The sequence below is a fragment of the Neptuniibacter marinus genome, from assembly GCF_001597725.1.
Lineage (GTDB): Bacteria > Pseudomonadota > Gammaproteobacteria > Pseudomonadales > Balneatricaceae > Neptuniibacter > Neptuniibacter marinus.
In genome coordinates this window covers 16,475-38,086 of the sequence record NZ_LUTR01000029.1, presented here as the reverse complement: position 1 = coordinate 38,086, position 21,612 = coordinate 16,475, and the positions used below count along the sequence as shown (strand labels likewise).

General features: G+C 43.3%; 22 protein-coding genes. 12 read left to right on the top strand and 10 right to left on the bottom strand.

All coding sequences use genetic code 11. The features are described 5' to 3' along the window. The first annotated feature begins 276 nt into the window (after positions 1-276). Positions 277-780, top strand: coding sequence for a hypothetical protein (locus tag A3774_RS14850; RefSeq protein ID WP_067869364.1), 504 nt, complete (start codon positions 277-279; stop codon positions 778-780). 3 nt (positions 781-783) lie between these two features. Further along, the gene (locus A3774_RS14845) at positions 784-1,458 is read left to right on the top strand and encodes a tRNA-uridine aminocarboxypropyltransferase (RefSeq protein WP_067869361.1); all 675 of its coding nucleotides are present in this window, start codon (positions 784-786) and stop codon (positions 1,456-1,458) included. Here the strand turns inward: A3774_RS14845 and dtd are convergent. The 3 genes from dtd to typA form a co-directional block, all read right to left on the bottom strand. Continuing rightward, positions 1,455-1,892 carry a D-aminoacyl-tRNA deacylase gene (dtd, locus tag A3774_RS14840; RefSeq protein ID WP_067869357.1) on the bottom strand — a complete coding sequence of 146 codons (438 nt, stop codon included), beginning with the start codon at positions 1,890-1,892 and terminating at the stop codon, positions 1,455-1,457. The genes A3774_RS14845 and dtd overlap by 4 nt on opposite strands. 19 nt (positions 1,893-1,911) lie before the next feature. After that, entirely contained in the window at positions 1,912-2,862 is a 951-nt protein-coding gene (gene pip, locus A3774_RS14835) for a prolyl aminopeptidase (RefSeq protein WP_067869354.1), read from the bottom strand. Between the two features lie 115 nt (positions 2,863-2,977). After that, positions 2,978-4,789: a translational GTPase TypA gene (gene typA / locus A3774_RS14830; protein ID WP_067869351.1), complete on the bottom strand. Its 1,812-nt coding sequence runs from the start codon at positions 4,787-4,789 to the stop codon at positions 2,978-2,980. A 452-nt stretch (positions 4,790-5,241) separates the two neighbouring features. On the opposite strand from typA, the gene glnA reads away from it, so the two are divergent. The 6 genes from glnA to A3774_RS14800 all read left to right on the top strand — a co-directional run bounded on the left by glnA (position 5,242) and on the right by A3774_RS14800 (position 11,341). Then, positions 5,242-6,648, top strand: coding sequence for a glutamate--ammonia ligase (gene glnA / locus A3774_RS14825; protein WP_067869347.1), 1,407 nt, complete (start codon positions 5,242-5,244; stop codon positions 6,646-6,648). A gap of 290 nt (positions 6,649-6,938) precedes the next feature. After that, on the top strand, positions 6,939-8,063 hold the full coding sequence (gene glnL / locus A3774_RS14820; protein WP_067869344.1) for a nitrogen regulation protein NR(II): 1,125 nt from the start codon (positions 6,939-6,941) through the stop codon (positions 8,061-8,063). Further along, on the top strand, positions 8,047-9,483 hold the full coding sequence (gene glnG, locus A3774_RS14815; protein ID WP_067869341.1) for a nitrogen regulation protein NR(I): 1,437 nt from the start codon (positions 8,047-8,049) through the stop codon (positions 9,481-9,483). Before glnL ends, glnG begins: the two co-directional genes overlap by 17 nt. A gap of 79 nt (positions 9,484-9,562) precedes the next feature. Next, the gene (gene trmL / locus A3774_RS14810) at positions 9,563-10,033 is read left to right on the top strand and encodes a tRNA (uridine(34)/cytosine(34)/5-carboxymethylaminomethyluridine(34)-2'-O)-methyltransferase TrmL (protein ID WP_067869337.1); all 471 of its coding nucleotides are present in this window, start codon (positions 9,563-9,565) and stop codon (positions 10,031-10,033) included. 42 nt (positions 10,034-10,075) lie between these two features. Next, positions 10,076-10,408, top strand: coding sequence for a hypothetical protein (locus A3774_RS14805; protein WP_067869334.1), 333 nt, complete (start codon positions 10,076-10,078; stop codon positions 10,406-10,408). Positions 10,409-10,462: 54 nt separating this feature from the next. Continuing rightward, positions 10,463-11,341: a M14 family zinc carboxypeptidase gene (locus tag A3774_RS14800; protein WP_067869331.1), complete on the top strand. Its 879-nt coding sequence runs from the start codon at positions 10,463-10,465 to the stop codon at positions 11,339-11,341. A 96-nt stretch (positions 11,342-11,437) separates the two neighbouring features. Here the strand turns inward: A3774_RS14800 and secB are convergent, their stop codons facing one another. The 3 genes from secB to A3774_RS14785 are packed head-to-tail and all read right to left on the bottom strand — an operon-like array spanning position 11,438 to position 12,622. Continuing rightward, positions 11,438-11,920 carry a protein-export chaperone SecB gene (secB, locus tag A3774_RS14795; protein ID WP_067869328.1) on the bottom strand — a complete coding sequence of 161 codons (483 nt, stop codon included), beginning with the start codon at positions 11,918-11,920 and terminating at the stop codon, positions 11,438-11,440. 23 nt (positions 11,921-11,943) lie between these two features. Further along, a complete protein-coding gene (gene grxC / locus A3774_RS14790) occupies positions 11,944-12,201 on the bottom strand; it encodes a glutaredoxin 3 (protein WP_067869325.1) in 258 nt (85 codons plus the stop codon). A 1-nt stretch (position 12,202) separates the two neighbouring features. After that, entirely contained in the window at positions 12,203-12,622 is a 420-nt protein-coding gene (locus A3774_RS14785) for a rhodanese-like domain-containing protein (protein ID WP_067869322.1), read from the bottom strand. Between the two features lie 239 nt (positions 12,623-12,861). Between A3774_RS14785 and gpmI the strand changes: the two genes are divergently transcribed. From gpmI to A3774_RS14765, 4 genes are read left to right on the top strand one after another with little or no spacing between them, the layout of a single operon-like run. Continuing rightward, entirely contained in the window at positions 12,862-14,409 is a 1,548-nt protein-coding gene (gene gpmI, locus A3774_RS14780; protein ID WP_067869319.1) for a 2,3-bisphosphoglycerate-independent phosphoglycerate mutase, read from the top strand. Positions 14,410-14,462: 53 nt separating this feature from the next. Further along, positions 14,463-15,605, top strand: coding sequence for a murein hydrolase activator EnvC family protein (locus tag A3774_RS14775; RefSeq protein WP_067869316.1), 1,143 nt, complete (start codon positions 14,463-14,465; stop codon positions 15,603-15,605). An 18-nt stretch (positions 15,606-15,623) separates the two neighbouring features. Continuing rightward, entirely contained in the window at positions 15,624-16,931 is a 1,308-nt protein-coding gene (locus A3774_RS14770; RefSeq protein ID WP_082792460.1) for a S41 family peptidase, read from the top strand. Then, on the top strand, positions 16,931-17,788 hold the full coding sequence (locus A3774_RS14765; RefSeq protein WP_067869314.1) for a divergent polysaccharide deacetylase family protein: 858 nt from the start codon (positions 16,931-16,933) through the stop codon (positions 17,786-17,788). The genes A3774_RS14770 and A3774_RS14765 overlap by 1 nt, the downstream gene beginning before the upstream one ends. On the opposite strand, the gene A3774_RS14760 is transcribed toward A3774_RS14765, so the two are convergent. The 4 genes from A3774_RS14760 to A3774_RS14745 form a co-directional block, all read right to left on the bottom strand. Beyond that, on the bottom strand, positions 17,775-18,560 hold the full coding sequence (locus tag A3774_RS14760) for a sulfite exporter TauE/SafE family protein (protein WP_067869311.1): 786 nt from the start codon (positions 18,558-18,560) through the stop codon (positions 17,775-17,777). The two genes, A3774_RS14765 and A3774_RS14760, sit on opposite strands and share 14 nt — an antisense overlap. 83 nt (positions 18,561-18,643) lie before the next feature. Continuing rightward, the gene (slmA, locus tag A3774_RS14755; protein WP_067869308.1) at positions 18,644-19,237 is read right to left on the bottom strand and encodes a nucleoid occlusion factor SlmA; all 594 of its coding nucleotides are present in this window, start codon (positions 19,235-19,237) and stop codon (positions 18,644-18,646) included. Positions 19,238-19,247: 10 nt separating this feature from the next. Then, positions 19,248-20,147: an acetylglutamate kinase gene (argB, locus tag A3774_RS14750; protein ID WP_067869305.1), complete on the bottom strand. Its 900-nt coding sequence runs from the start codon at positions 20,145-20,147 to the stop codon at positions 19,248-19,250. 66 nt (positions 20,148-20,213) lie between these two features. After that, a complete protein-coding gene (locus A3774_RS14745; RefSeq protein WP_067869302.1) occupies positions 20,214-21,602 on the bottom strand; it encodes a phosphomannomutase/phosphoglucomutase in 1,389 nt (462 codons plus the stop codon). Between the last annotated feature and the right edge of the window lie 10 nt (positions 21,603-21,612).

Sequence of the window (21,612 nt, the reverse complement as noted above, 5' to 3'; positions counted from 1 at the left end):
CCTCATGTGAGAGTAGGTCATCGCCAAGCATTTATTTAGAGAAACCCCGGTTACTACGTAGCCGGGGTTTTTTGCGTCTGGGGCTTGGGACGACTTTGTGGGGCTTTGGTTAGGGCTTAGGAAGTACTGCTACCTTTTAGTAGTTGTGTTAGGTTGCTTAGGAGTGTTATGCAAGATGCGTTTATGTTCTAATTTTTGTTATCATTGCTACTGATCACTCCCTATATTACATGTTTTTAATATCCATTTAGTTGTTATGGACTACGAGTATTCTTAATGTTAAATGTCGCTGCGTTTACATTTAAATATGATCATATTGAAGATCGTATTTTGATGGTGGGTAATCTTGGTAATGATCTACAGAGAGTCGATTTTTGGTTAACACGTAAGCTTGTTCTGCGTCTTTTATCGGCAGCGGCAGGGTTAATTGAGAAAACATCGAGTGATATTGCTGGAGCTCCGGTTCAGCTTAAGTCTGACCTTGCTCAGTTTCACCATGATAGCGCCCGTCAAGGACTGCAGGTTGATCGAGAGAGTGAGGACTTGCTTGCCGAAGACCCATCTCTATTATGTCGATTGGATGTAAGCCATCAGGATGGACGTTACCGTATATTGTTCTTTATTGATGATGAAGACCCTTTTGCTGCCAGTGTTTTAACTTATGATGAATTGCATCAGATGCTCTACCTTATCCATCGAGGATCTTTAGCATTAGATTGGGGTGTGGATAATCAGTTATTCACTCCTGATGTTTCTACCTCTTCTTTAACGTTGCAGTAATTTATGTATCCACCAAAACCTTTTGTTGCTCGAGGATCTCGTGTTCTTCGCTGTCGATCCTGTTTATTAGCTGCTCATGTCTGTATTTGTGATTTTAAAATGTCCTATCAGTCAGAAGCCCAGTTTTTTTTGTTAATGCATCATAATGAGGGGTTCAAACCAACTAACACAGGGCGTTTAATTGAGGATTGTATTGCTGATACAAGACGTTTTGAGTGGTCTAGGACAGAACCTTCTGATGAGCTGCTCCGTGCTATTACGGATCCGCAGTTAGATCCTTATGTTGTGTTTCCTGAGGGGGAGGGCTATGAAGGTAGAATGGTGAAGTATGAGCCGAAAAAGGGGAAGCGCCCAGTGTTTATCGTCTTGGACGGTACTTGGCGTCAAGCTCGAAGAATGTTTCGTCTGAGTCGATTTCTTGATCATCTACCCGTGATCGAACCTGATGTGGTCGCTTCCTCTAACTACCATTTGCGCAAAGCTGCCGTTGATGGGCAGCTTTGTACAGCTGAGGTTGCTGCATTGATGCTACAGCAAGTAAATGATATTAAGGGGGCGGAGATACTATCGGCTTACTTTTCAATTTTTAATGATCATTACAAAGCGTCCCGTTTAAATCGGCCTTTAGATGATAATTCAGAAGCTAAAGCCTTTTTGCGTAGGTTGAAAGCTGATTAGCTCTCTAACCAAAATGTAACGGGTCCGTTATTTATTAAGTGGACCTGCATATCTGCACCGAAACGGCCTGTTTCAACGATCGGGTGTAAGCGTTTAGCTTGTTCGATAAAGTAATTATAGAGTTCCTCGCCTAATTGTGGAGAAGCTCCTGCCGAAAACCCTGGTCGTAATCCCTTTTTTGTATCTGCAACAAGAGTGAATTGTGAAACGATGAGTAGCCCTCCTTCGGTTTGTTGAAGGTCAAGATTCATTTTTCCCTCTTTATCTGAAAATACTCGGTAGGCCAAAATTTTTTGTAGAAGCTTGTCGGCTGCTTGGAATGTATCTCCCTTTTCAATTCCTAACAAAAGTAATATCCCTTGTTCTATTTGGCCGACTGAGTTGCCATCAATGTGTACCGAGGCGGAACTTACGCGCTGTATAAGTGCTTTCATTTTTATTATCAATTCCTAGTTACGCCAGAGAGAGAGCGAAATCGTCAGTTGTCTTAATTAAATTGTCTGTAATGCCTTTTTCAAAAGCGGAGTGACCTGCATCGCGAACTATATGGAATTTTGAATTAGGTAGTCGATCATGGAGAGCTTGGGCTTGTTCTATAGGGCAGACCATATCGTATCGACCGTGGATAATTGTTGTGTTGATCTCTTTAATAGATTCGCAGTTATTAAGAATCTGGTTTTCGTCAATAAAGGCGTTATTAATAAAGTAATGAGCTTCAATTCTAGCCATGGCTAAGGCGAAGTGAGGATCGCCAAAGTGATCAACAATGTCTGTATTTGGATCAATTGTAGAGCAGCGGCCTTCCCATATTGACCAAGCTTTTGCTGCGGACATGCGGGCTATCTCATTATCTGAGGTTAAGCGTTTATAGTACGCGCTTAGCATATCGTGACGTTCAGCTGTAGGGATAGGGTGCTGGTACTCTTTCCAGTAGTCGGGGAAGATAGCGCTAGCGCCACGTTGATAGAACCATTGGATATCTTGTTTTCGACATAAAAATATACCGCGTAAAATCAGCCCTAATACTTTATCGGGAAAGGCTTGCGCATATAGCAGACTGAGGGTGGAGCCCCATGAGCCACCAAATAAAAGCCATTGTTCGATAGATAGGTGCTTTCTTATTTTTTCCATATCCTCCAGTAAATTATTTGTCGTATTTTTATGTAGCTCTGAGTGGGGTGTTGAGCGACCACAGCCACGTTGATCAAACAATATGATTCTATATTTTTCAGGATTGAAAAATCGACGATGCGCGGAGCTTGTACCGCCGCCAGGGCCACCATGAATGAAAATCACGGGTATCCCTTTAGGGTTACCGCTTTCTTCAATATAAAGGGTGTGAAGGTCATCTACCGGAAGATTAAGCTTATGGTAAGAGCTAATTTCGGGATACAGGGTGCGCATTATGTCTCCGCTATCTATTGCTGTATGCACAGCAGTATAAAGAGGAGAGGTGTGGCAATCTACGTTGAAATGAAAAAAAAGGCAGCCAATGGGGCTGCCTCTTAGATCTGAAGATCTACTTATTTTTAGCGCGTTTACGCTCGTTTTCTTTAAGTAGTTTCTTGCGTAAGCGAATGAAATTAGGCGTTACTTCAACTAATTCGTCATCTTCAATGAAATCCAGTGCCTGTTCGAGCGTGAATTTAATCGGAGGTGTTAATTGAATGTTCTCATCAGTACCGGACGCACGTACGTTGGTGAGCTGCTTACCTTTAATAGGGTTAACAGCTAAATCGTTACTGCGGCTGTGAATGCCTAGAAGCATGCCTTCGTAAACATCAACGTTGGGTTCAATACATAGGCGGCCACGGCTCTGCAGGTTCCAAAGAGAATAGCCTAGTGCTTTACCTGTCACCATTGACACTAATACGCCGTTATTTCGGCTTTCAACTTCGCCTGCTTTAACGGGACCATAGTGGTCAAATACAGACGTCATGATGCCTGTGCCTGAAGTCATTGTTAAGAACAGGGAGCGGAAGCCGATCAGACCACGGGAAGGGATGATGAAGCTAAGACGCGAGCGTCCTTTGCCATCTACTTCCATATTGGTCATATCGCCTTTACGTTTACCTAACTCTTCGATGATTGCACCTTGATGCTCATCTTCTACGTCGATCATTACATCTTCGTAAGGCTCGTGGATTTCGCCATCGACCTCTTTTTGAACTACTTCAGGACGAGATACGCCAAGTTCAAAGCCTTCACGGCGCATGGTTTCTATCAGAACGGATAGATGTAATTCACCACGGCCTGATACTTTGAATTTTTCAGGAGTTTCGCCGTCTTCAACACGAAGGGCAACGTTATGAATAAGTTCCCGTTCTAAGCGTTCTTTGATATTTCGGCTTGTTACGTATTTACCATCTTGGCCAGCAAATGGAGAGTCATTCACTTGGAATGTCATCGATACCGTTGGCTCATCGACGCTTAAGGCTGTTAGGGCTTCAACTTTTTCAGGATCACAAATAGTGTCCGAAATGTTTAGCTCGTCTATACCTGTAACGCAGATAATATCACCCGCAGTTGCGCTTTCTACATCTATACGCTCAAGTCCATGGTAACCCATGACTTTTAGAATGCGTCCGCTGCGAATTTTTCCTTCACGGTCGATCACTTTTACCTGAGTGTTGATCTTCATAGTACCGCGGGTTACACGGCCAACGCCGATAACGCCAAGGTAGCTGTTGTAGTCTAGGGCAGAAACCTGCATCTGCAACGGACCATCAAGGTCAACTTGCGGCGGTGTGACATGCTCGACAATAGCCTCAAATAGAGGTGTCATATCATCGGCCATATCATCAGGCTCTGGGCCTGCGATACCATTTAATGCAGATGCGTAAACAACAGGGAAGTCGAGTTGCTCATCGGTGGCGCCCAAGCTGTCGAAAAGCTCGAAAACTTGGTCGATAACCCAATCTGGACGAGAGCCAGGGCGGTCAACCTTGTTGACAACAACGATTGGGCGTAAGCCTTGGTCAAAGGCTTTTTGGGTGACGAAGCGGGTTTGTGGCATTGGGCCATCTACCGCGTCTACCAAAAGGCATACACAGTCAACCATGGAAAGTACGCGTTCAACTTCTCCACCAAAGTCTGCGTGTCCAGGAGTATCAACGATGTTGATGCGGTAGTCGTTCCATGTAATGGCTGTATTTTTTGCCAGAATGGTAATGCCGCGCTCTTTCTCCTGATCATTGGAGTCCATGATGCGCTCAGTACCTTCATCACGACGACCCAATGTGCCTGATTGGGAAAGCAGCTTGTCAACCAAGGTTGTTTTACCGTGGTCAACGTGCGCAATGATGGCGATATTTCTTAGCTTTTCAATCACGTGTGTATACCTGTGAGATATTTTTTTGCGAATGCGGAATTATACGGATTTATGCAGAAAATACCGCATATTTCTGAGACAAAAGGGACTAAAAGTGTGTTTAAAGATCAATAAGGGGTGATGATCATCAATCTCTAGGTCGATCTGTATCTAAAACTCGCGTTTGCGCTAGGTTTTTGCGTATCTGTTGGAGTATGATTATAAAAGCAAGAATCATGGTGGAAGCTCAGGTTAATTGTTATTTGCACCAATATAGCGCACATTGTGTTGCGAGTGATTTTTTTTGGTGCGTCTGGCTTTTGGTGTTTTCGTTGTAATGCCAGTAATTTCGGGAAGCTCTTAGTGGTGGCTTTTTGGTATATTACTTGCTTGAATTCTCGCTGATTTTATAATTCTGATTTCTCAAGGCTGAGCTAATATCGGCCTGGTAATTACAAAGTGGAGAAAGTCACATGTCAGAGAAGACTCTGAATCTGATCAAAGAAAGCGAAGCTAAGTGGATCGATATGCGTTTCACTGATTCTCATGGTAAAGAGCAGCACGTTACTATCCCTGTTTCCGATATGGGTGATGACTTCTTTGAAGAAGGCAAAATGTTCGATGGCTCTTCCATTTCCGGTTGGAAGGGCATCAATGAATCTGACATGATTCTTATGCCTGATGACAGTGCATCTGTTCTAGATCCATTTTCTGAAGCAACGACCGTTATTGTTCGTTGTGATATCGTTGAGCCTGCTACAGGTCAAGGTTACGAGCGTGATCCACGTTCTGTTGCTAAACGTGCAGAAGAGTACCTAAAGTCTACAGGTATTGCTGACACTGCTATGTTTGGTCCTGAGCCAGAATTCTTCGTATTTGATGCTGTTAAATGGCACGCTGATATCAGTGGTTGTGGATACTCTATTGACTCTGAAGAAGCATCTTGGTCTTCTAGTCATAGTATTGAAGGCGGAAACACGGGTCATCGTCCACGTGTTAAAGGTGGTTATTTCCCAGTACCTCCAATCGATTCCTTGCATGACTTACGTGGCGCTATGTGTGATGCGATGGAAGCAATGGATCTTCATATTGAAGTACATCACCATGAAGTAGCGACAGCGGGCCAGTGTGAAATTGGTGTAGGTCCAAACACGCTTACAGCTAAAGCTGATGAAGTGCAGATTCTTAAGTATTGTGTACATAACGTTGCCCATGCTTACGGGAAAACAGCTACATTTATGCCTAAACCACTTGTTGGTGATAATGGCTCTGGTATGCACGTTCATATGTCTCTTTCTAAAGATGGCGTTAACTTGTTTGCTGGTGATGCCTACGCGGGCATGAGCGAAATGTCGCTTTATTACATTGGCGGTATTATCAAGCACGCTAGAGCGTTGAATGCGTTAACTAACTCATCAACTAACGCTTATAAGCGTTTAGTTCCTGGTTTTGAAGCACCTGTAATGCTTGCGTACTCTGCACGTAACCGTTCTGCGTCTATCCGTATTCCTTACGTTACAAACCCAAAAGCACGTCGTGTTGAAACGCGTTTCCCTGATCCATCTGCTAACCCATACCTATGCTTTGCTGCATTGATGATGGCTGGCCTAGACGGTATCCAGAATAAGATTCACCCTGGCGATGCTGCAGATAAAGACCTATATGATCTACCTGCTGAAGAAGCGGCTGAAATTCCAACAGTTGCTAGCTCTTTAGAAGAAGCGCTTAACGCTTTGGATGAAGATCGTGAATTTTTGACTAAAGGTAACGTGTTTACTAATGACATGATTGATGCTTTTATCGAGCTTAAACGTGAAGAAGTTGAGAAAGTGAACATGACAACTCACCCAGTTGAATTTGACCTGTACTACTCTGTATAAGTTAAACTTTCGCTGAAAAAGCCTCCCTAGTGGAGGCTTTTTTGTTTTTGGCTTTTAGTTGAGTATTTTCATGGGAGGCTTTTAATAAGGTGGCTTGAAGGGGTGGTTAGTGTAGGCGGGAATGACTCAATATATTGGCTTGCACCAATATGGGGCGTGTTGCATTATCTAGGCTAGACTTATAATGATTTAGATATAGTAATGGTGCGCCCTGCGGCTATTTTTTTTGTATTAATTCAAATTGGTTTGCTTTTTGCAGTAGTAATCTTACGGATATTGAGTGCAGGCTAATGGCAAAAATAGAGTTACATAAACAGATTTTGGAAAACCTATCAACCGCAGTTGTTTTGTTGGATGAAAGTATGGTGGTTGAATATGCGAATCCAGCGGCTGAAATGCTGTTGGAAGCAAGTATGCGCCGTTTGAGTCAACTTAATATAGCTGAGTGGTTTTCGTTGTGTGCGGTGGAGCAGAAAGATTTACAAGAGTGTTTAGCGACCGGTCATCCATATACCCATAGAGAAGCGAAAATTGTTACGTTAAGTGGTGCAACGCTCACTGTGGATTACAGTATCAATCCTTTGATTACACCTGAAGGGCAGCAATTGCTGATTGAGATTGAATCAAGAGATCGCTTGATGCGTATTGAGAGGGAAGAGGATCTTTTGACTCAACATGATACAGCTCGCTCTTTAGTGCGAGGGCTAGCGCATGAAATTAAAAACCCTTTAGGGGGAATTCGTGGAGCTGCGCAACTCCTTGAACGTGAGCTTCATGATCCTAGTCTGCATGATTATACCCATGTCATTATTGAAGAAGCTGACAGGCTTCGTAACCTAGTTGATCGTCTGTTGGGGCCGAGAAAACTCCCTAATATGAAAATGATTAATATTCACGCTGTCTTAGAAAGAGTTTGCCACCTAATCGAAGCTGAAACTAAAGGTGAGATTCTTCTTCAGCGGGATTACGACCCAAGTATTCCAGAATTTATGGGCGATGCAGAGCAGTTAATTCAAGCTATGCTTAATATTCTACGTAACAGTATGCAGGCGATACTGAGCGCAGATGTAGATGTAGATGTAGATGTAGATGTAGATGTAGATGTAGATGTAGATGTACCTACTATTAAGATTAGAACACGTGCTTTCCGACAAGTAACTTTAGGCGCGGAAAAGCATCGTTTAGTTTGTAGTGTCGAAATTATCGATAATGGTCCAGGTATTCCAGAAGATATCCTCAGTAAGATATTTTATCCCATGGTAAGTGGGCGTGCTGAAGGAACTGGGCTTGGGTTGTCGATTGCTCAGTCAATTATTAATCAACACCAAGGGCTGATTGAGTGTGAAACACGCCCTGGTGAAACTAGATTTCAACTTTTAATCCCTTTGGAGCTTAACAATGAATCTACCATGTAAAGTTTGGATTGTTGATGATGATAGATCTATTCGTTGGGTCCTAGAGAAAGCGTTAGCTGCTGAAGGTTTATATACTGAAGCTTTTGAAACCGCTGATTCTCTGTTATCCAGATTAAGTAAAGATACACCGGATGCGATAATTAGTGATATTCGTATGCCAGGAACCGATGGCTTGCAGATGCTAGAGCGTATTCAGGAGAGTCATCCTGAAGTGCCAATTATTATTATGACCGCGCACTCAGATTTAGAGTCTGCGGTTGCTTCTTATCAAGGCGGTGCCTTTGAGTATCTGCCAAAACCATTTGATGTAGATGACGCCGTTGCATTGGCTAAACGAGCACTGGCTCATGCGATTGAGCAGCGCCAGCAAGTTGCGGAGCAGGTATTAGAAGATAATACGGAAATTATTGGTGAGGCGCCTGCAATGCAGGAGGTCTTTCGTGCCATTGGACGATTATCACAATCGAATATTACGGTTCTTATTAATGGCGAATCGGGTACAGGTAAAGAGTTGGTAGCTCATGCTCTGCACAAGCATAGTCCAAGAAGAGATCGGCCCTTTATTCCTTTAAATATGGCTGCTATTCCTCATGATCTTATTGAGTCCGAGTTGTTTGGTCATGAAAAAGGCGCCTTTACTGGTGCAGCCGCAGCACGCCGTGGGCGTTTTGAGCAGGCGGATGGTGGTACGCTGTTTCTGGATGAGATCGGAGATATGCCAGCAGATGCGCAAACTCGATTGTTGCGTGTATTAGCTGATAGTGAGTTTTATCGTGTAGGTGGGCATACAGCAGTAAAAGTTGATGTGCGTATTATCGCTGCGACACATCAGAATCTGGAAAAGCTTGTTGAAGAAGGGCGTTTCCGTGAAGATCTATTCCATCGTCTAAACGTGATTCGTGTTCATCTACCTACCCTGTCTCAGCGTAGAGAAGATATTCCCCGTTTAGCACGGCATTTCTTGCAAACATCTGCGGAAGAGTTAAGCGTTGAGCCTAAAATTCTTAATACAGATACAGAAAACTATATCTGTAATCTCGCTTGGCCTGGCAATGTCCGTCAGCTTGAAAATACTTGCCGCTGGTTAACAGTTATGGCAACAGGCCGTGAAGTGTTGATTGATGACCTGCCACCGGAGTTAATGGAGCAGGCGGGCGGAGAGCCAGTTGCTGGAAGTAATTGGGAGCAGTCCCTAAGAAATTGGGCAGATCAGCAGCTCAGCTTGGGGCAGCGGAATTTATTGGATTCAGCTGTTCCAGCGTTTGAGAAAATCATGATTGAAACCGCATTGAAGCATACTGCGGGGCGTCGACGTGATGCTTCAGAGCTACTGGGCTGGGGACGTAATACCTTAACTCGTAAAATTAAAGAACTGGGTATGGATGATGATAAAAGCGATTCTCAAGATAGTGCCGCTTAGCACTAACCTTGTATAACTACACCTTTCATTTATAGTTTCCTATATAATCCCTGCATCTTAAACGTTGCGGGGATTTTTTATGTTACACGTTGTACTTTTTGAACCAGAAATCCCGCCGAACACCGGCAATATTATCCGTTTGTGTGCCAATACGGGTTTTCATCTCCATTTGGTTGAACCTTTAGGTTTTGATATCGATGACAAGCGTTTACGTCGGGCTGGTTTGGATTATCATGAATTTGCAGCCATAAAAGTACATAAGGATCTAGCAGCGTGTTTAGCTGAAATTAAACCGCGTAAAGTTTGGGCGCTAACGACTAAGGGCAGCCGGATGCATGTAGATGCCGACTTTTCAGAAGGGGATATGTTATTGCTAGGGCCAGAAACAAGAGGCTTGCCTGTTGATGTGCGTGAATCCTTACCTGAAGATCAATGGATTAAGCTGCCAATGATGGCTGATAGTCGTAGCCTTAATTTGTCTAACGCTTGTGCTGTAGTTGTATATGAGGCTTGGCGTCAGTTAGGTTTTTCCGGTGCTGAGGAAAGTTAATCAGCTATAGTCGTTTTATACGCTCTTGGGTGGAGTTGCTCTATGCAGCATGCTTTTATTTTTACTAAAATTGAATCTTATGTGGCAGAGTGCGAAGGTCAGGTTTTTCGCCTTGGTCTGATCGATTATCGTAACCGTAATATTTCAATATTGGGAACTCCTGAGCAGCAGATTAATATTAGGGCGCTCCAAAATCAGGTATTTCCCATTGTTGTTCTATCGGATCAGATAGATATTATCGGTGATGAGCGGATATCTATACCTGCTACTGCTTTAGTCAGTAGCGTACCCATTGCTGCAAGGTCTATGCAGGGTGTGATTGACGCAGGTAAAGCAGAAGAGATTCTTCAAAGTCTTTCTTTAAAATCATGTTAGAATGCGAAATTTGGTCAATTTGCAAGCAATGGTTGAGTGCTGCTGGATTTTTACATGATTAAATACTTCCTGTCTTTTTTTACGCTAACAATGCTGTGTGTCCCACTACCAGTGGCGGCAGTGAATGATGATGTTAAAAGCCTGTGTCAAGCGGTTGGGCGTAAACTGGCAAGTGTTTCTGAGAAGGAGTGCCTAACTCATCAATATAACGAACCTCGTTTTTTTTCAGTTAATGGTCATGCAATTTTAGAAACTCATTTTCCTGCCCGTGAAGGCAATGAAGATGCTCCTCGTATTTTATTTATTGGAGGGATTCATGGAGATGAATATTCTAGTGTGAGTGTTACCTTTAAATGGCTGAATACGCTTCATAAACATCACAGTGGGAAGTTTGATTGGTACTTTTTACCAGTACTTAATCCGGATGGTTTATTACAGCGTAAATCGACTCGCGTAAATGCCAATAAAGTTGATTTAAATCGTAATTTTTTACCTGCACCAGAGTTCCCAGAACCTTTAGTACATTGGCAAAAGCAAGCTAAGAAGCGACTGCGTTACTATCCAGGGCATCAGCCCTTAAGTGAGCCTGAAAGCCGTGTGATACATGAGCTTATTGATAGTTATAAACCGACAGTGATTGTATCGGTGCATGCTCCTCATGGGATTCTTGATTTTGATGGTGGGATTCAACCGCCCAGAAAGCTAGGGCCTTTGCACTTACGTCAGTTGGGTACTTATCCTGGCTCTTTAGGTAACTATGGTTGGTTTGTGAAAAATATTCCCGTCGTGACTATTGAGCTTCCTTACGCAGGGATTATGCCGAAGAAAAAAGATATAGATAAAATGTGGACAGATCTTGTGGGCTGGCTTAATTATAAAGTTAAGCGTAAAGCTGCAGCTGTTGCAACGGCCAAGGGCGAGATGGGTCCGTAGCGGCGGGACTGATGATACTGTTAGAGACTATTTGTTAGATATAAAAAAAGAGCTTAATTTTACAATTAGGCTCTTTTTTTATAAGTGTACTAATACTTAGTGCTGTGCTTCAGATGCTTCTTGCTGCGCTTGAGCCATCTGTTGAGCATATAAAGCATCAAAGTTAACAGGTGCTAACATTAGTGCAGGGAAGCTGGCTTTGATAACCATTGCATCGATAGCTTCACGTGCATAAGGGAATAAAATGCTAGGGCAGAACGCACCCAGAGTATGGTGCATCTCTTGTTCGCCTAAGCCTGAAACAGCAAAGATACCGGCTTGTTGTAGTTCAACCAAGAAAGCCGTTTTCTCATCGTTTTTAACAGTTACGGTTAGCGTTAATACAACTTCAAATGCATTTTCACCCACTTGATTTGTTTGGGTGTTCATCTCTAAACCAACTTCTGGCTTCCATGGGCTCATGAAAATTTCAGGTGAGTTAGGTGATTCAAAAGAAGCGTCTTTAATGTAAACACGCTGAACCGCAAATTGTGGTCCCTGTTCTTCTTGTGCTGCTGTATTTTGTTCGTTATCGGCCATGTTAGTTCCTTTGCGTTTTATATTTAGTTGGCGTTTATCAATGCATCTAATTTGCCTTGGCGCTCAAGGGCAAATATTTCATCGCAGCCACCAATAGGTGTATCACCAATGAAAATTTGTGGAACGGTACGACCGCCGCTTAATTCGGTCATCTCTTGGCGCTTAGCTTGATCGCCATCCACTTTTATTTCTGTGTAGTTGATCTCTTTGTGTTCAAGTAGCTTTTTGGCGCGAATACAAAATGGGCACCATTTTGTTGTATAGATCGTTACATCTTTCATATTATTTACTTTTTATTATAGGAAGGCTTTGACTCTTCCATTCAGTCATACCGCCAGATAGGCGAACCGCATTTTCAAACCCTGCTGTTTTTAACTTACGCGTAGCGGTACCAGCTGCTTGGCCTAGATTGCATACGACTATAACAGGACGTTGCTGATATTTGGAAAGCTCATCAATTCTGTGATCAAGATCTGAAAGAGGGATGTGCTTCGCACCAGTAATATGGCCAGTAGACCACTCTTTTTTGGGGCGAATATCTAGAACGACAGCATTTTCTTTATTAATGAGGCTGGTTGCTTGAGCAGGAGTGACAGCCTTGCCTGATTTACTGCGCTCATAAAAGAGAAACATGCCTAGCGTTAAAACCCAAGCTGCAACCATAAGAGGGTGGTTGCTGATAAATTCGATAAATTGGTCCATTACGTATCCAGATGAGGCCGCTTAAGTTTGGGCCGATAAAAAACTAAGGATGCTATTGATCCACTAAAAGTGGGCAATAGTATACCTTGCGTTTTTTGACGGTATAAGGGGATATGTAGAGTAAAGTGTCGAATTTTGATTATTTATTGCTTTCCTCCTGTTCATTCATGGCGTTGTTAGGGCTTTCGCAGTAAAATTATGAGCCATTTTATTATCGTTAATTACAGAATTTGGCAGATATGACACAAAAGCGCGCAACGAAAGCACTAATTATTCTTGATGGTTATGGTGTTGAAAGTTCAGAGTCATCCGCTATTCAAGCAGCAAATACACCTGTTTGGGATAAGCTGCTATCAGATAACCCTAACTCAAGAATTCAAACATCAGGCTTGGCGGTCGGCTTACCTGATGGTCAAATGGGTAATTCTGAAGTAGGTCATATGAATATCGGCGCTGGGCGAATTGTTTATCAAAACTTCACTCGCATATCTAAAGCGATAAATGATGGTGACTTCTTTGAGAATAGGGCTTTAACTAAAGGGATGGATGCTGCAATTTCTGCTGATAAAGCTGTGCATATTCTGGGCTTGCTGTCACCTGGTGGTGTACATAGCCATGAAGAGCATATTCTAGCATTGGTTGAGATGGCCGTTAAACGTGGTGCCAAGCAGGTATATATACATGCCATACTAGATGGTCGTGACATGCCGCCCCGTTCTGCTAAACCATCTATTGAGCTGACGGAAGCTAAACTAGCTGAATTAGGTGTTGGTGTTATCGCTTCCGTGGTTGGGCGTTATTACAGCATGGATCGTGATAACCGCTGGGACCGCGTGCAGCTGGGTTATGATGCAATGACATCAGATAAGGCCCCTTGTCAGGCTTTGAGCGCATTAGATGCGTTAGCCGATGCCTACACGCGTGATGAAAATGATGAGTTTGTTCAGGCGACAGTGATCACTGATAACCAAGGATTGCCGGTGGGCGCTATTAGTGACGGCGATACAGTTATTTGTGCTAATTTTCGTCCCGACCGTGCACGTGAAATTACCCGAGCGTTTACTGAAGATAGCTTCGCTGGTTTTGAACGTGCAAAACGCCCAGAATTATCTAGTTTTGTGACTTTGACTCAATATGCAGCCGATATTGATGCAGACTGCGCTTATCCGCCGCAAAAAATCACTAACGATCTAGGTGAGTATTTATCTGGGTTAGGTAAAACTCAGCTTCGTATCGCTGAAACTGAAAAGTATGCGCATGTAACGTTTTTCTTTAATGGCGGGGAAGAGGATAAGTACCTTGGAGAAGATCGTATCCTTGTGCCTTCTCCAGATGTTGCCACCTATGACCTACAGCCAGAAATGAGTGCCCCTGAAGTGACTGCTAAATTGGTTGAAGCGATCAAAAGTGGCAAATATGACTTGATCGTTTGTAACTTTGCTAATGGTGATATGGTTGGACATACAGGCAAATTTGATGCGGCAGTGAAGGCGTGTGAAGTTCTTGATGAAAGTGTGAAGCAGGTACTCGCCGCTTTGGAAGAGGTGGGCGGCGAAGCCTTAATTACAGCCGATCATGGTAATGTTGAATTAATGGTAAACCCTGAGACTGGGCAGCCTCATACCTCCCATACTAATTGGCCTGTTGCGCTTATCTATGATGGACCAAGGAAAAATAATTTAACTTTATCGGATGGGGCCTTATGTGATTTAGCTCCAACCTTATTGGCGATGATGGATCTTGAAAAGCCTGCAGAGATGAGCGGCAATTCATTGGCATCGTTTTAAGTTGTAACTGAAAAAAGGGATAAAATATTATCCCTTTTTCTTTAGAAAATTATATGTTGCGCGTTCTCGTTCTTCTTAGTTCGTTGGTCTGTTTTGGACTACTTGCTTCGGCTCTTCAGGCAGCCGACAAACAAGTGTTGACTGAAAAGCAGATTAAACAACTTTCCTCTCGAATCTCTTCGCTACAAAAAAATATGCGTCAGCAGGAAGGAGAGTCTCGTCAATTGAGTGGCGAACTGAGAAAAAGTGAGGTTGCTATAGGTAAACTCGCTCGTCAAATTCAGGCTTTAGATAAGCAGTTGAGTGGCTTAAGTGAGCATGCGGAAGATTTAGAAGAAAAAAGGGATGCTCTGAAGGCAGAACTAAAAAAGAGAGCTGAGTTGATCGAACAGCAGGTAGCTCAGCAGTATAAAATGGGTAATCAAGCTCGTTTACAGTTGCTGCTGACACAGCGAGATCCGGAAACCTTAGATCGAATGATTCGCTATTATGATTTTATAAATGATGAACTGCGTAATGATATGCAGGCGTTTACAAAAAAATTAGCTTTACTTGGTGGCACAGAGCGTGAACTGACCGAAACTGAAAAGAAAATGGTCTTAAAACGTGATGAATTGAAGAGCGAAGTGACTGCGCTTCGGGCATCAAGAAGTCAGCGGAAAGAAACTTTAGCGCAGTTGCGTAAAACTCTTTCGTCAGATGAGCAACAGCTTAAACAGCTCAAATTAGACCAAAAAAGATTGCAGGCGGTACTGCGTGAAATTGAGAAGAGTCTTAATTTTTCGAGTTTAATTAAAGACGATAAGAAGTTTTCTCAGCTTAAAGGTAAGCTGCCTTGGCCGTTAAAAGGTAAAGTTAAGCAGACTTTTGGCTCTGTCCGTAATAATATCCGTTATGATGGGATATGGATTAATGCTAATGAAGCCGCGCCGGTTAAGGCTGTACATCATGGTCGAGTTGTTTTTTCGGACTGGTTACGCGGGTATGGTCTAGTGTTGATCATTGATCATGGTTCTGGCTATATGAGTCTTTACGGTTACAACCAGAGCTTGTTGCTTGAAACGGGTGATTGGGTTTCCGTGGGTGATACTGTTGCAACTGCTGGTAATAGTGGTGGGCATGAAGTAAGCGGGCTCTATTTTGCTATACGTTACAAAGGTAAACCAAGTAACCCTCAGCGTTGGTTAAGTCGATAATTGATAAGGGAATGGATTATGAAGTCAGTGTTTATGTCTGGCGGGTTAAAAAACAGTCTTATAAGTATAGCTATGAGCGGATGTTTGTCATTATCTGTCATTGCTGCCGAAGCGCCTGTTCCTGATGCTGAAGAAGTTAAAAGCGAAAAAGTTTTACCACTTGATGAATTGCGGTTGTTTACTGAGGTTTTTCAGCGCATCAAGTCTTCCTATGTTGAGCCTGTTGATGATGCGCAATTATTAGAGGATGCATTACGAGGCATGATTGCTGGTCTTGATCCCCATTCTGCTTATTTAGAACCTAGTGAATTTGAAGATCTTCAAGCTCATACAAGCGGTGAGTTTGGAGGCCTAGGTATAGAAGTTGGAATTGAAGATGGTTTTGTCCGTGTCATTACACCGATCGATGATACACCTGCACAAAGGGCGGGAGTTAAATCGGGAGATTTAATTACTAAACTTGATGATCACGCTGTGCAGGGGATGGATCTGAGCAAAGCTGTAGAGTTAATGCGCGGCAAGCCCGGCAGCAAGATAATTTTAACGGTAGTACGTCAAGGGGAAGATAAACCCCTTGAGATTGAAGTAATACGGGATGTTATCCAGGTTGCCAGTGTTAAAAGCCGGATGCTTGATGACAATATAGCCTATTTGCGTGTATCGCAGTTTCAAGTCGATTCAGGTAAAGAGGTTAATAAACACCTTAAGCGCTTAATGAAAAATGACCTTAAAGGGGTGGTTCTGGATTTGAGAAATAATCCAGGAGGTGTGCTTCAGGCCGCTGTTGATATTGGTAATACTTTCTTAAATGATGGGTTGATTGTTTATACCAAAGGGCGACTGCCTGATTCTGAGCAACGTTTTGGCGCAACGCAAGATACATTAGTACCCGATCTACCGATGGTGGTATTAATTAATGGAGGCTCTGCTTCTGCTTCAGAAATTGTCGCAGGTGCGCTGCAAGATCAAAAGCGGGCGGTTATTATGGGATTGCCGAGTTTTGGGAAAGGTTCAGTTCAAACGGTACTGCCGTTGACCAAAGAACGTGCATTAAAACTGACTACTGCTCGTTATTACACGCCTGCAGGGCGTTCGATTCAAGCGCAAGGTATTAAGCCTGATATAGAGGTAAAAGATGCAGATATTACTCTACGGGATAATGGCCCTGAATATTTGAAAGAAAGAGATCTAAGTGGCCATTTAGAAAATGGTGATGAAAGTAAAACTGATAAGACTGATGCTGATGTGGCAGGGCTCGCGGCTCAGGACTATCAACTTTATGAAGCGCTGAATCTGTTAAAAGCTCTAGTGATCGTCCAGAAGTAATGATGGGCTTCGTTAATAAATTATTGCTTCTGTTTTTACTGGCATCGCCTATAGGTCTTGTCAGCAATGTGGTTGCGAATCAAGCATTTACTAATGAAGACCCCGTTATGGTTATTATTATTGATGATATTGGGGATAACAAAGAGAAGGGGCTGGCGGCCATAAAATTGCCAGGGGTGATCACTTATGCATTTCTTCCACATACTCCTTATTCTTTTGAATTGGCTCAAACGGCTTATGGTTTAGGTAAGGAGGTTATTCTTCATGCGCCTATGGAGAATAAGGCAGGGCTGCGTTTAGGGCCGGGTGCACTGACACAGCAACATAGTTTGCAGCAAGTGAATCAGATTTTAAATGAAGACTTAGATTCAATACCTCATGTTGTCGGTATGAATAACCATATGGGTAGCCTTTTAACGGAAGATCGACAGAGAATGGATATTGTTATGTCGGTTATACGTGAAAGGAATATGTTTTTTATCGATAGTTTAACAACACCTAATACAGTAGCTTGGCAGCTTGCTCATGAATATAAGATTCCTTATTTGATTAGAGATGTTTTTTTAGATAATCAGCCTCATCGTGCTTATATTCATAACCAGTTTAAGCAGGCCTTGAGCTTAGCTGTTACACAAGGCCATGCAGTTGTCATAGGTCATCCTTACCCTGAAACTATCGCTTACTTATCTGAAGTTATTCCGATCTTGGCAGAGTTAAATATTAAATTAGTTTCTGCCTCTGAACTTTTGAGCTTACGCTCCCAAACACGCCTAATGATCAGTCCGCCCAAGGTTGATCAACCTTGCGATAGTAAAGAGGGGCATTGTGTCTCTATGCCTGTCGCTATAAAACATTAGAAAGAATTGACGTGCCATCTACGATAAGCTTGATGCCTACGAGCATCGTCAGTGCTTCAAATGCTCGCTTTACCAGTTTGTTTCCTTGGGTAATGGCTAAATGCGCTCCTAAGTATGAGCCTGCTGTTGCGCCTATAAGCAGTGCGGCAAGCCAATCCCAGCGGGGAGCTTGCTGGAGCGAAACCGTAAGTGCACCAGTAGAGTTCCAGAAAAGGCCGACTAATATCAGAACGTAAGTTACCGCTGTTTTGTATTCTAGGCCGAACCAGCGCACTAACCAGATTGTGACAAAAAGCCCTGTTCCGGAGGTTAGCGAGCCGTTTAGCGCGCCGATAATGAAAAGGACTAAGCCACCAATAATCATGCCTCGGCGGTTTCTATTTCGGGGCTCTTCAGTCAGCCCTAAAGATTTTTGCAGTAGGGAATAGATGCCTAAGCCTGTTGTTAGAATGCCTAGGCTGAGAATAGTCCAGCCTTCAGGTATTCTTAAGATTATGTCTGCCCCAAGTACTACGCCGGGTAAGCCGCATAAAAGAATATATCCACAGAAACGATAATCTAAATGTCCCTCTTTTATATGACGCAGCGTTGCACCTATACCTAAAGCGACACTGGCTATTTTGTGAGTGGCGAGTGCTGTGCTAAAGCTAAGTCCTAAAAAAAGCAGGACGGGGAGCTGGAGTAGCCCTGCGCCTCCGCCGGCCATGGCTGACAGAGTGTTGGCCACTAAAGAGAGGAGCAGCAGAGTGCTTTGTTCTAAAAGTATGTCCATGAAATCTGTTTATTCTAAGATAGGGTCGAGCGCTAACTGGAATAAAAAAGGGAGATAGCGATCTCCCTTTAGCTTTTTAGTCATTAAGCTTGGCGAAAAATGCCTTCAGCTAGGCGAGGCCATTGCTCTTGCCATTGTTCGGTAGGCTTTTTACGGAAATCACTCCGGACAAACTGTCTAATTCTACCTTCTGTTGTAGATAGCATTAGATTAGCTGACGCACCTGCGGTCGTTTTTGTGCGTAAACCATGTTTGGCTTCTGCTTCACGTAGAATCTGCTTAAGTTGAGTTTCTAAGCGTTCAAAAAACTGGTTAATACGTTGACGCAGCCGGTCTGTTTCACCTGCAAGTGCTTCACCCGTTAAAATACGCGCCATGCCAGGATTTCGTTCTACGAAGGCTAGCGTAAGTGTAAGTACTTGCTCGCATTGCTTTATGCCGTCAGGCTCAACCTGTGTAATCACCGTTACACGACTGAAGACAGTTTCTTCAATAAAGCCAATTAATCCCTCAAACATACGTGCTTTGCTTGGGAAGTGCCTATAGAGCGCAGCTTCAGACACGCCTACTTCTTTGGCTAGTGCGGCGGTTGTTATTTTTTGTCCTGGGCTTTCAAGCATGTGAGCTAGTGATTGCAATATCTGCTCACGCCGAGAAAGTTTTTCGTTGTCGTTCATTGTCTTGCCTCTAACCACGATTGGTAATCAATGTACCAACACCTTCATCGGTGAAAATCTCTAACATGCATGAGTGCTCTACTCGGCCATCAATAATATGTGCGCTTGTTACGCCATTTTTTACTGCGCTGAGTGCGCAGCCGATTTTAGGTAGCATGCCGCCATAGATAGTACCATCGTTGATTAGTTCATCGACTTCGTGGGTAGTTAAACCGGTAAGGATGTTGCCATCTTTATCCATTAAGCCTGCGATATTGGTTAGCAGAATTAGTTTTTCTGCTTGCATGACTTCGGCAACTTTTCCTGCAACTAAGTCGGCGTTGATATTATAAGAGGCGCCGTCTGAGCCTACTCCAATAGGGGCAATAACGGGAATAATATTGGAGTTTACCAGCATATCTAAAACACTCACGTTGACACTAGATACTTCACCTACGTGACCAATGTCGACGATCTCTGGAGCTTCCATATCAGGTGTTTTGTGTTCTATACGCAATTTTTTAGCTTGTAGGAGTTTACCGTCTTTACCGGTTAAACCGATCGCTTGACCACCATTGTTATTAATAAGTCCGACGATCTGTTTATTAACTGCACCGCCTAATACCATTTCAACAACATCCATCGTTTTGGAGTCGGTGACGCGCATGCCGTTAATAAAGTGGGACTCAATGTTTAGGTCATTAAGTAATTCGCCAATCTGCGGGCCTCCGCCGTGGACTACGATGGGGTTTATGCCTATCAGTTTCATCATTACTATATCGCGAGCAAAGCTGTTTTGTAGCTTTTCGTCGATCATGGCATTGCCACCATATTTAATGATGATGGTTTTTCCCACGAAGCGCTGAATGTAGGGCATTGCTTCACTAAGAACATGAGCGGTTGTCATGGCTTCTTTGCGTGTAAGAGGCATAGTTGGTCCTTAAAAACGGTTAAATACGGCCAGTACTACAAGCGTAGTACCAACCGTAGTAGTCATTTATTCATGAGGAATGACGAGGCTGCTGTCTACTTCATGCAGCTTCTGTTCAAACTCATTTCTTATTCTTTGTAATACTTCTTCAGTTTCCGCTTCAAAGCGAAGGACTAAAACTGGTGTAGTGTTTGATGCACGCACAAGACCCCAGCCATCAGGGTAATCAACTCGAACCCCATCAATGTGGTTAGCGATACCACCGGAGAATGTTTTCTCTTGCAGGGCTTTAACTATATTGAATTTGTTCTCGTCCGTTACTGTAATGTTTAGCTCTGGAGTGCTGATATCTTCTGGGTACTGAGTAAAAAGCTGTTCGGCTGTTTTATCGGTATTTGTAAGAATTTCTAAGAGGCGGGCAGCGCTGTATAGAGCGTCATCAAAACCATACCAACGCTCTTTAAAGAAAATGTGTCCACTCATCTCGCCGCCCAAGAGTGCGCCAGATTCTTTGATTTTTTGTTTAATTAAGGAGTGGCCTGTTCGCCACATAGTGGCTTTGCCACCGGCTTCTTCGATGACTTTGGCAAGTAGGCGTGAACACTTCACATCAAAGATAATCTCTGCACCTGGGTTACGTTTAATGATCTCTTCAGAGAAGAGCATCATTACGCGATCGGGATAGACTATATTACCTTCGTTGGTGATAACGCCTACACGGTCGCCATCCCCATCGAAGGCTAAGCCTAGATCCGCTCCTGTTTCTTTAACCATCGCGATTGTGTCTTGTAAGTTTTTGGGTTTACCGGGATCTGGATGATGATTAGGGAAAGTGCCATCAACTTCGCAGTACATCGGCGTAATTTCACAGCCTAGTTGCTCAATAAGTTGTGGTGCCAGCTCTCCAGGAATACCGTTACCGCAATCTACAACGACTTTAAGTTTTTTCTTCAGTTTAATGTCGCTGAGAATACGTTCTAAATAACGTTTACGAATATCGAGCTCTTCAAACGAGCCTTCACCTTCAGTGTAGTTTTGTTCGATGATTCGTGTTTTTAGGCTTTGTATGTCATCGCCAGACAGCGTGTGGCCATTAATCATCATTTTAAAACCGTTGTAATCAGCAGGATTGTGGCTACCTGTGATCATCACGCCTGTGCATTGCTCATTTTGATAGGCTGAATAGTACAAAGTCGGTGTAGGGACATAGCCAATATCGGTCACTTTGCAACCGCCATCCATTAACCCTTGGCTAAATATTTTTTTCAGCGATGGGCTGGATAAACGGCCGTCTGCGGCCACATTGATATGGTTGATGCCTTGAGATTTTGCTTCGGCAGAAAAGGCTCGGCCTAAGTGATAAACAGTACTGTCGGTTAGGGCTGTGCCAACTATCCCACGAACATCGTAGGCACGAAAAATTGCATGATCAAGTTCGTTTAATGTGTAGCGCATGTTAATCCTT

What these genes read in the sequence shown, in the direction of transcription:
- grxC (WP_067869325.1), bottom strand. Translation starts at nt 12,201, where the DNA reads ATGAAAGATGTAACGATCTATACAACAAAATGGTGCCCATTTTGTATT.
- A3774_RS14765 (WP_067869314.1), top strand. Translation starts at nt 16,931, where the DNA reads ATGATGGGCTTCGTTAATAAATTATTGCTTCTGTTTTTACTGGCATCG.
- A3774_RS14760 (WP_067869311.1), bottom strand. Translation starts at nt 18,560, where the DNA reads ATGGACATACTTTTAGAACAAAGCACTCTGCTGCTCCTCTCTTTAGTG.
- A3774_RS14800 (WP_067869331.1), top strand. Translation starts at nt 10,463, where the DNA reads ATGATTAAATACTTCCTGTCTTTTTTTACGCTAACAATGCTGTGTGTC.
- dtd (WP_067869357.1), bottom strand. Translation starts at nt 1,892, where the DNA reads ATGAAAGCACTTATACAGCGCGTAAGTTCCGCCTCGGTACACATTGAT.
- A3774_RS14785 (WP_067869322.1), bottom strand. Translation starts at nt 12,622, where the DNA reads ATGGACCAATTTATCGAATTTATCAGCAACCACCCTCTTATGGTTGCA.
- pip (WP_067869354.1), bottom strand. Translation starts at nt 2,862, where the DNA reads ATGCGCACCCTGTATCCCGAAATTAGCTCTTACCATAAGCTTAATCTT.
- glnL (WP_067869344.1), top strand. Translation starts at nt 6,939, where the DNA reads ATGGCAAAAATAGAGTTACATAAACAGATTTTGGAAAACCTATCAACC.
- glnG (WP_067869341.1), top strand. Translation starts at nt 8,047, where the DNA reads ATGAATCTACCATGTAAAGTTTGGATTGTTGATGATGATAGATCTATT.
- A3774_RS14775 (WP_067869316.1), top strand. Translation starts at nt 14,463, where the DNA reads ATGTTGCGCGTTCTCGTTCTTCTTAGTTCGTTGGTCTGTTTTGGACTA.
- A3774_RS14745 (WP_067869302.1), bottom strand. Translation starts at nt 21,602, where the DNA reads ATGCGCTACACATTAAACGAACTTGATCATGCAATTTTTCGTGCCTAC.
- A3774_RS14850 (WP_067869364.1), top strand. Translation starts at nt 277, where the DNA reads ATGTTAAATGTCGCTGCGTTTACATTTAAATATGATCATATTGAAGAT.
- trmL (WP_067869337.1), top strand. Translation starts at nt 9,563, where the DNA reads ATGTTACACGTTGTACTTTTTGAACCAGAAATCCCGCCGAACACCGGC.
- argB (WP_067869305.1), bottom strand. Translation starts at nt 20,147, where the DNA reads ATGCCTCTTACACGCAAAGAAGCCATGACAACCGCTCATGTTCTTAGT.
- A3774_RS14845 (WP_067869361.1), top strand. Translation starts at nt 784, where the DNA reads ATGTATCCACCAAAACCTTTTGTTGCTCGAGGATCTCGTGTTCTTCGC.
- A3774_RS14805 (WP_067869334.1), top strand. Translation starts at nt 10,076, where the DNA reads ATGCAGCATGCTTTTATTTTTACTAAAATTGAATCTTATGTGGCAGAG.
- glnA (WP_067869347.1), top strand. Translation starts at nt 5,242, where the DNA reads ATGTCAGAGAAGACTCTGAATCTGATCAAAGAAAGCGAAGCTAAGTGG.
- slmA (WP_067869308.1), bottom strand. Translation starts at nt 19,237, where the DNA reads ATGAACGACAACGAAAAACTTTCTCGGCGTGAGCAGATATTGCAATCA.
- gpmI (WP_067869319.1), top strand. Translation starts at nt 12,862, where the DNA reads ATGACACAAAAGCGCGCAACGAAAGCACTAATTATTCTTGATGGTTAT.
- A3774_RS14770 (WP_082792460.1), top strand. Translation starts at nt 15,624, where the DNA reads ATGAAGTCAGTGTTTATGTCTGGCGGGTTAAAAAACAGTCTTATAAGT.
- secB (WP_067869328.1), bottom strand. Translation starts at nt 11,920, where the DNA reads ATGGCCGATAACGAACAAAATACAGCAGCACAAGAAGAACAGGGACCA.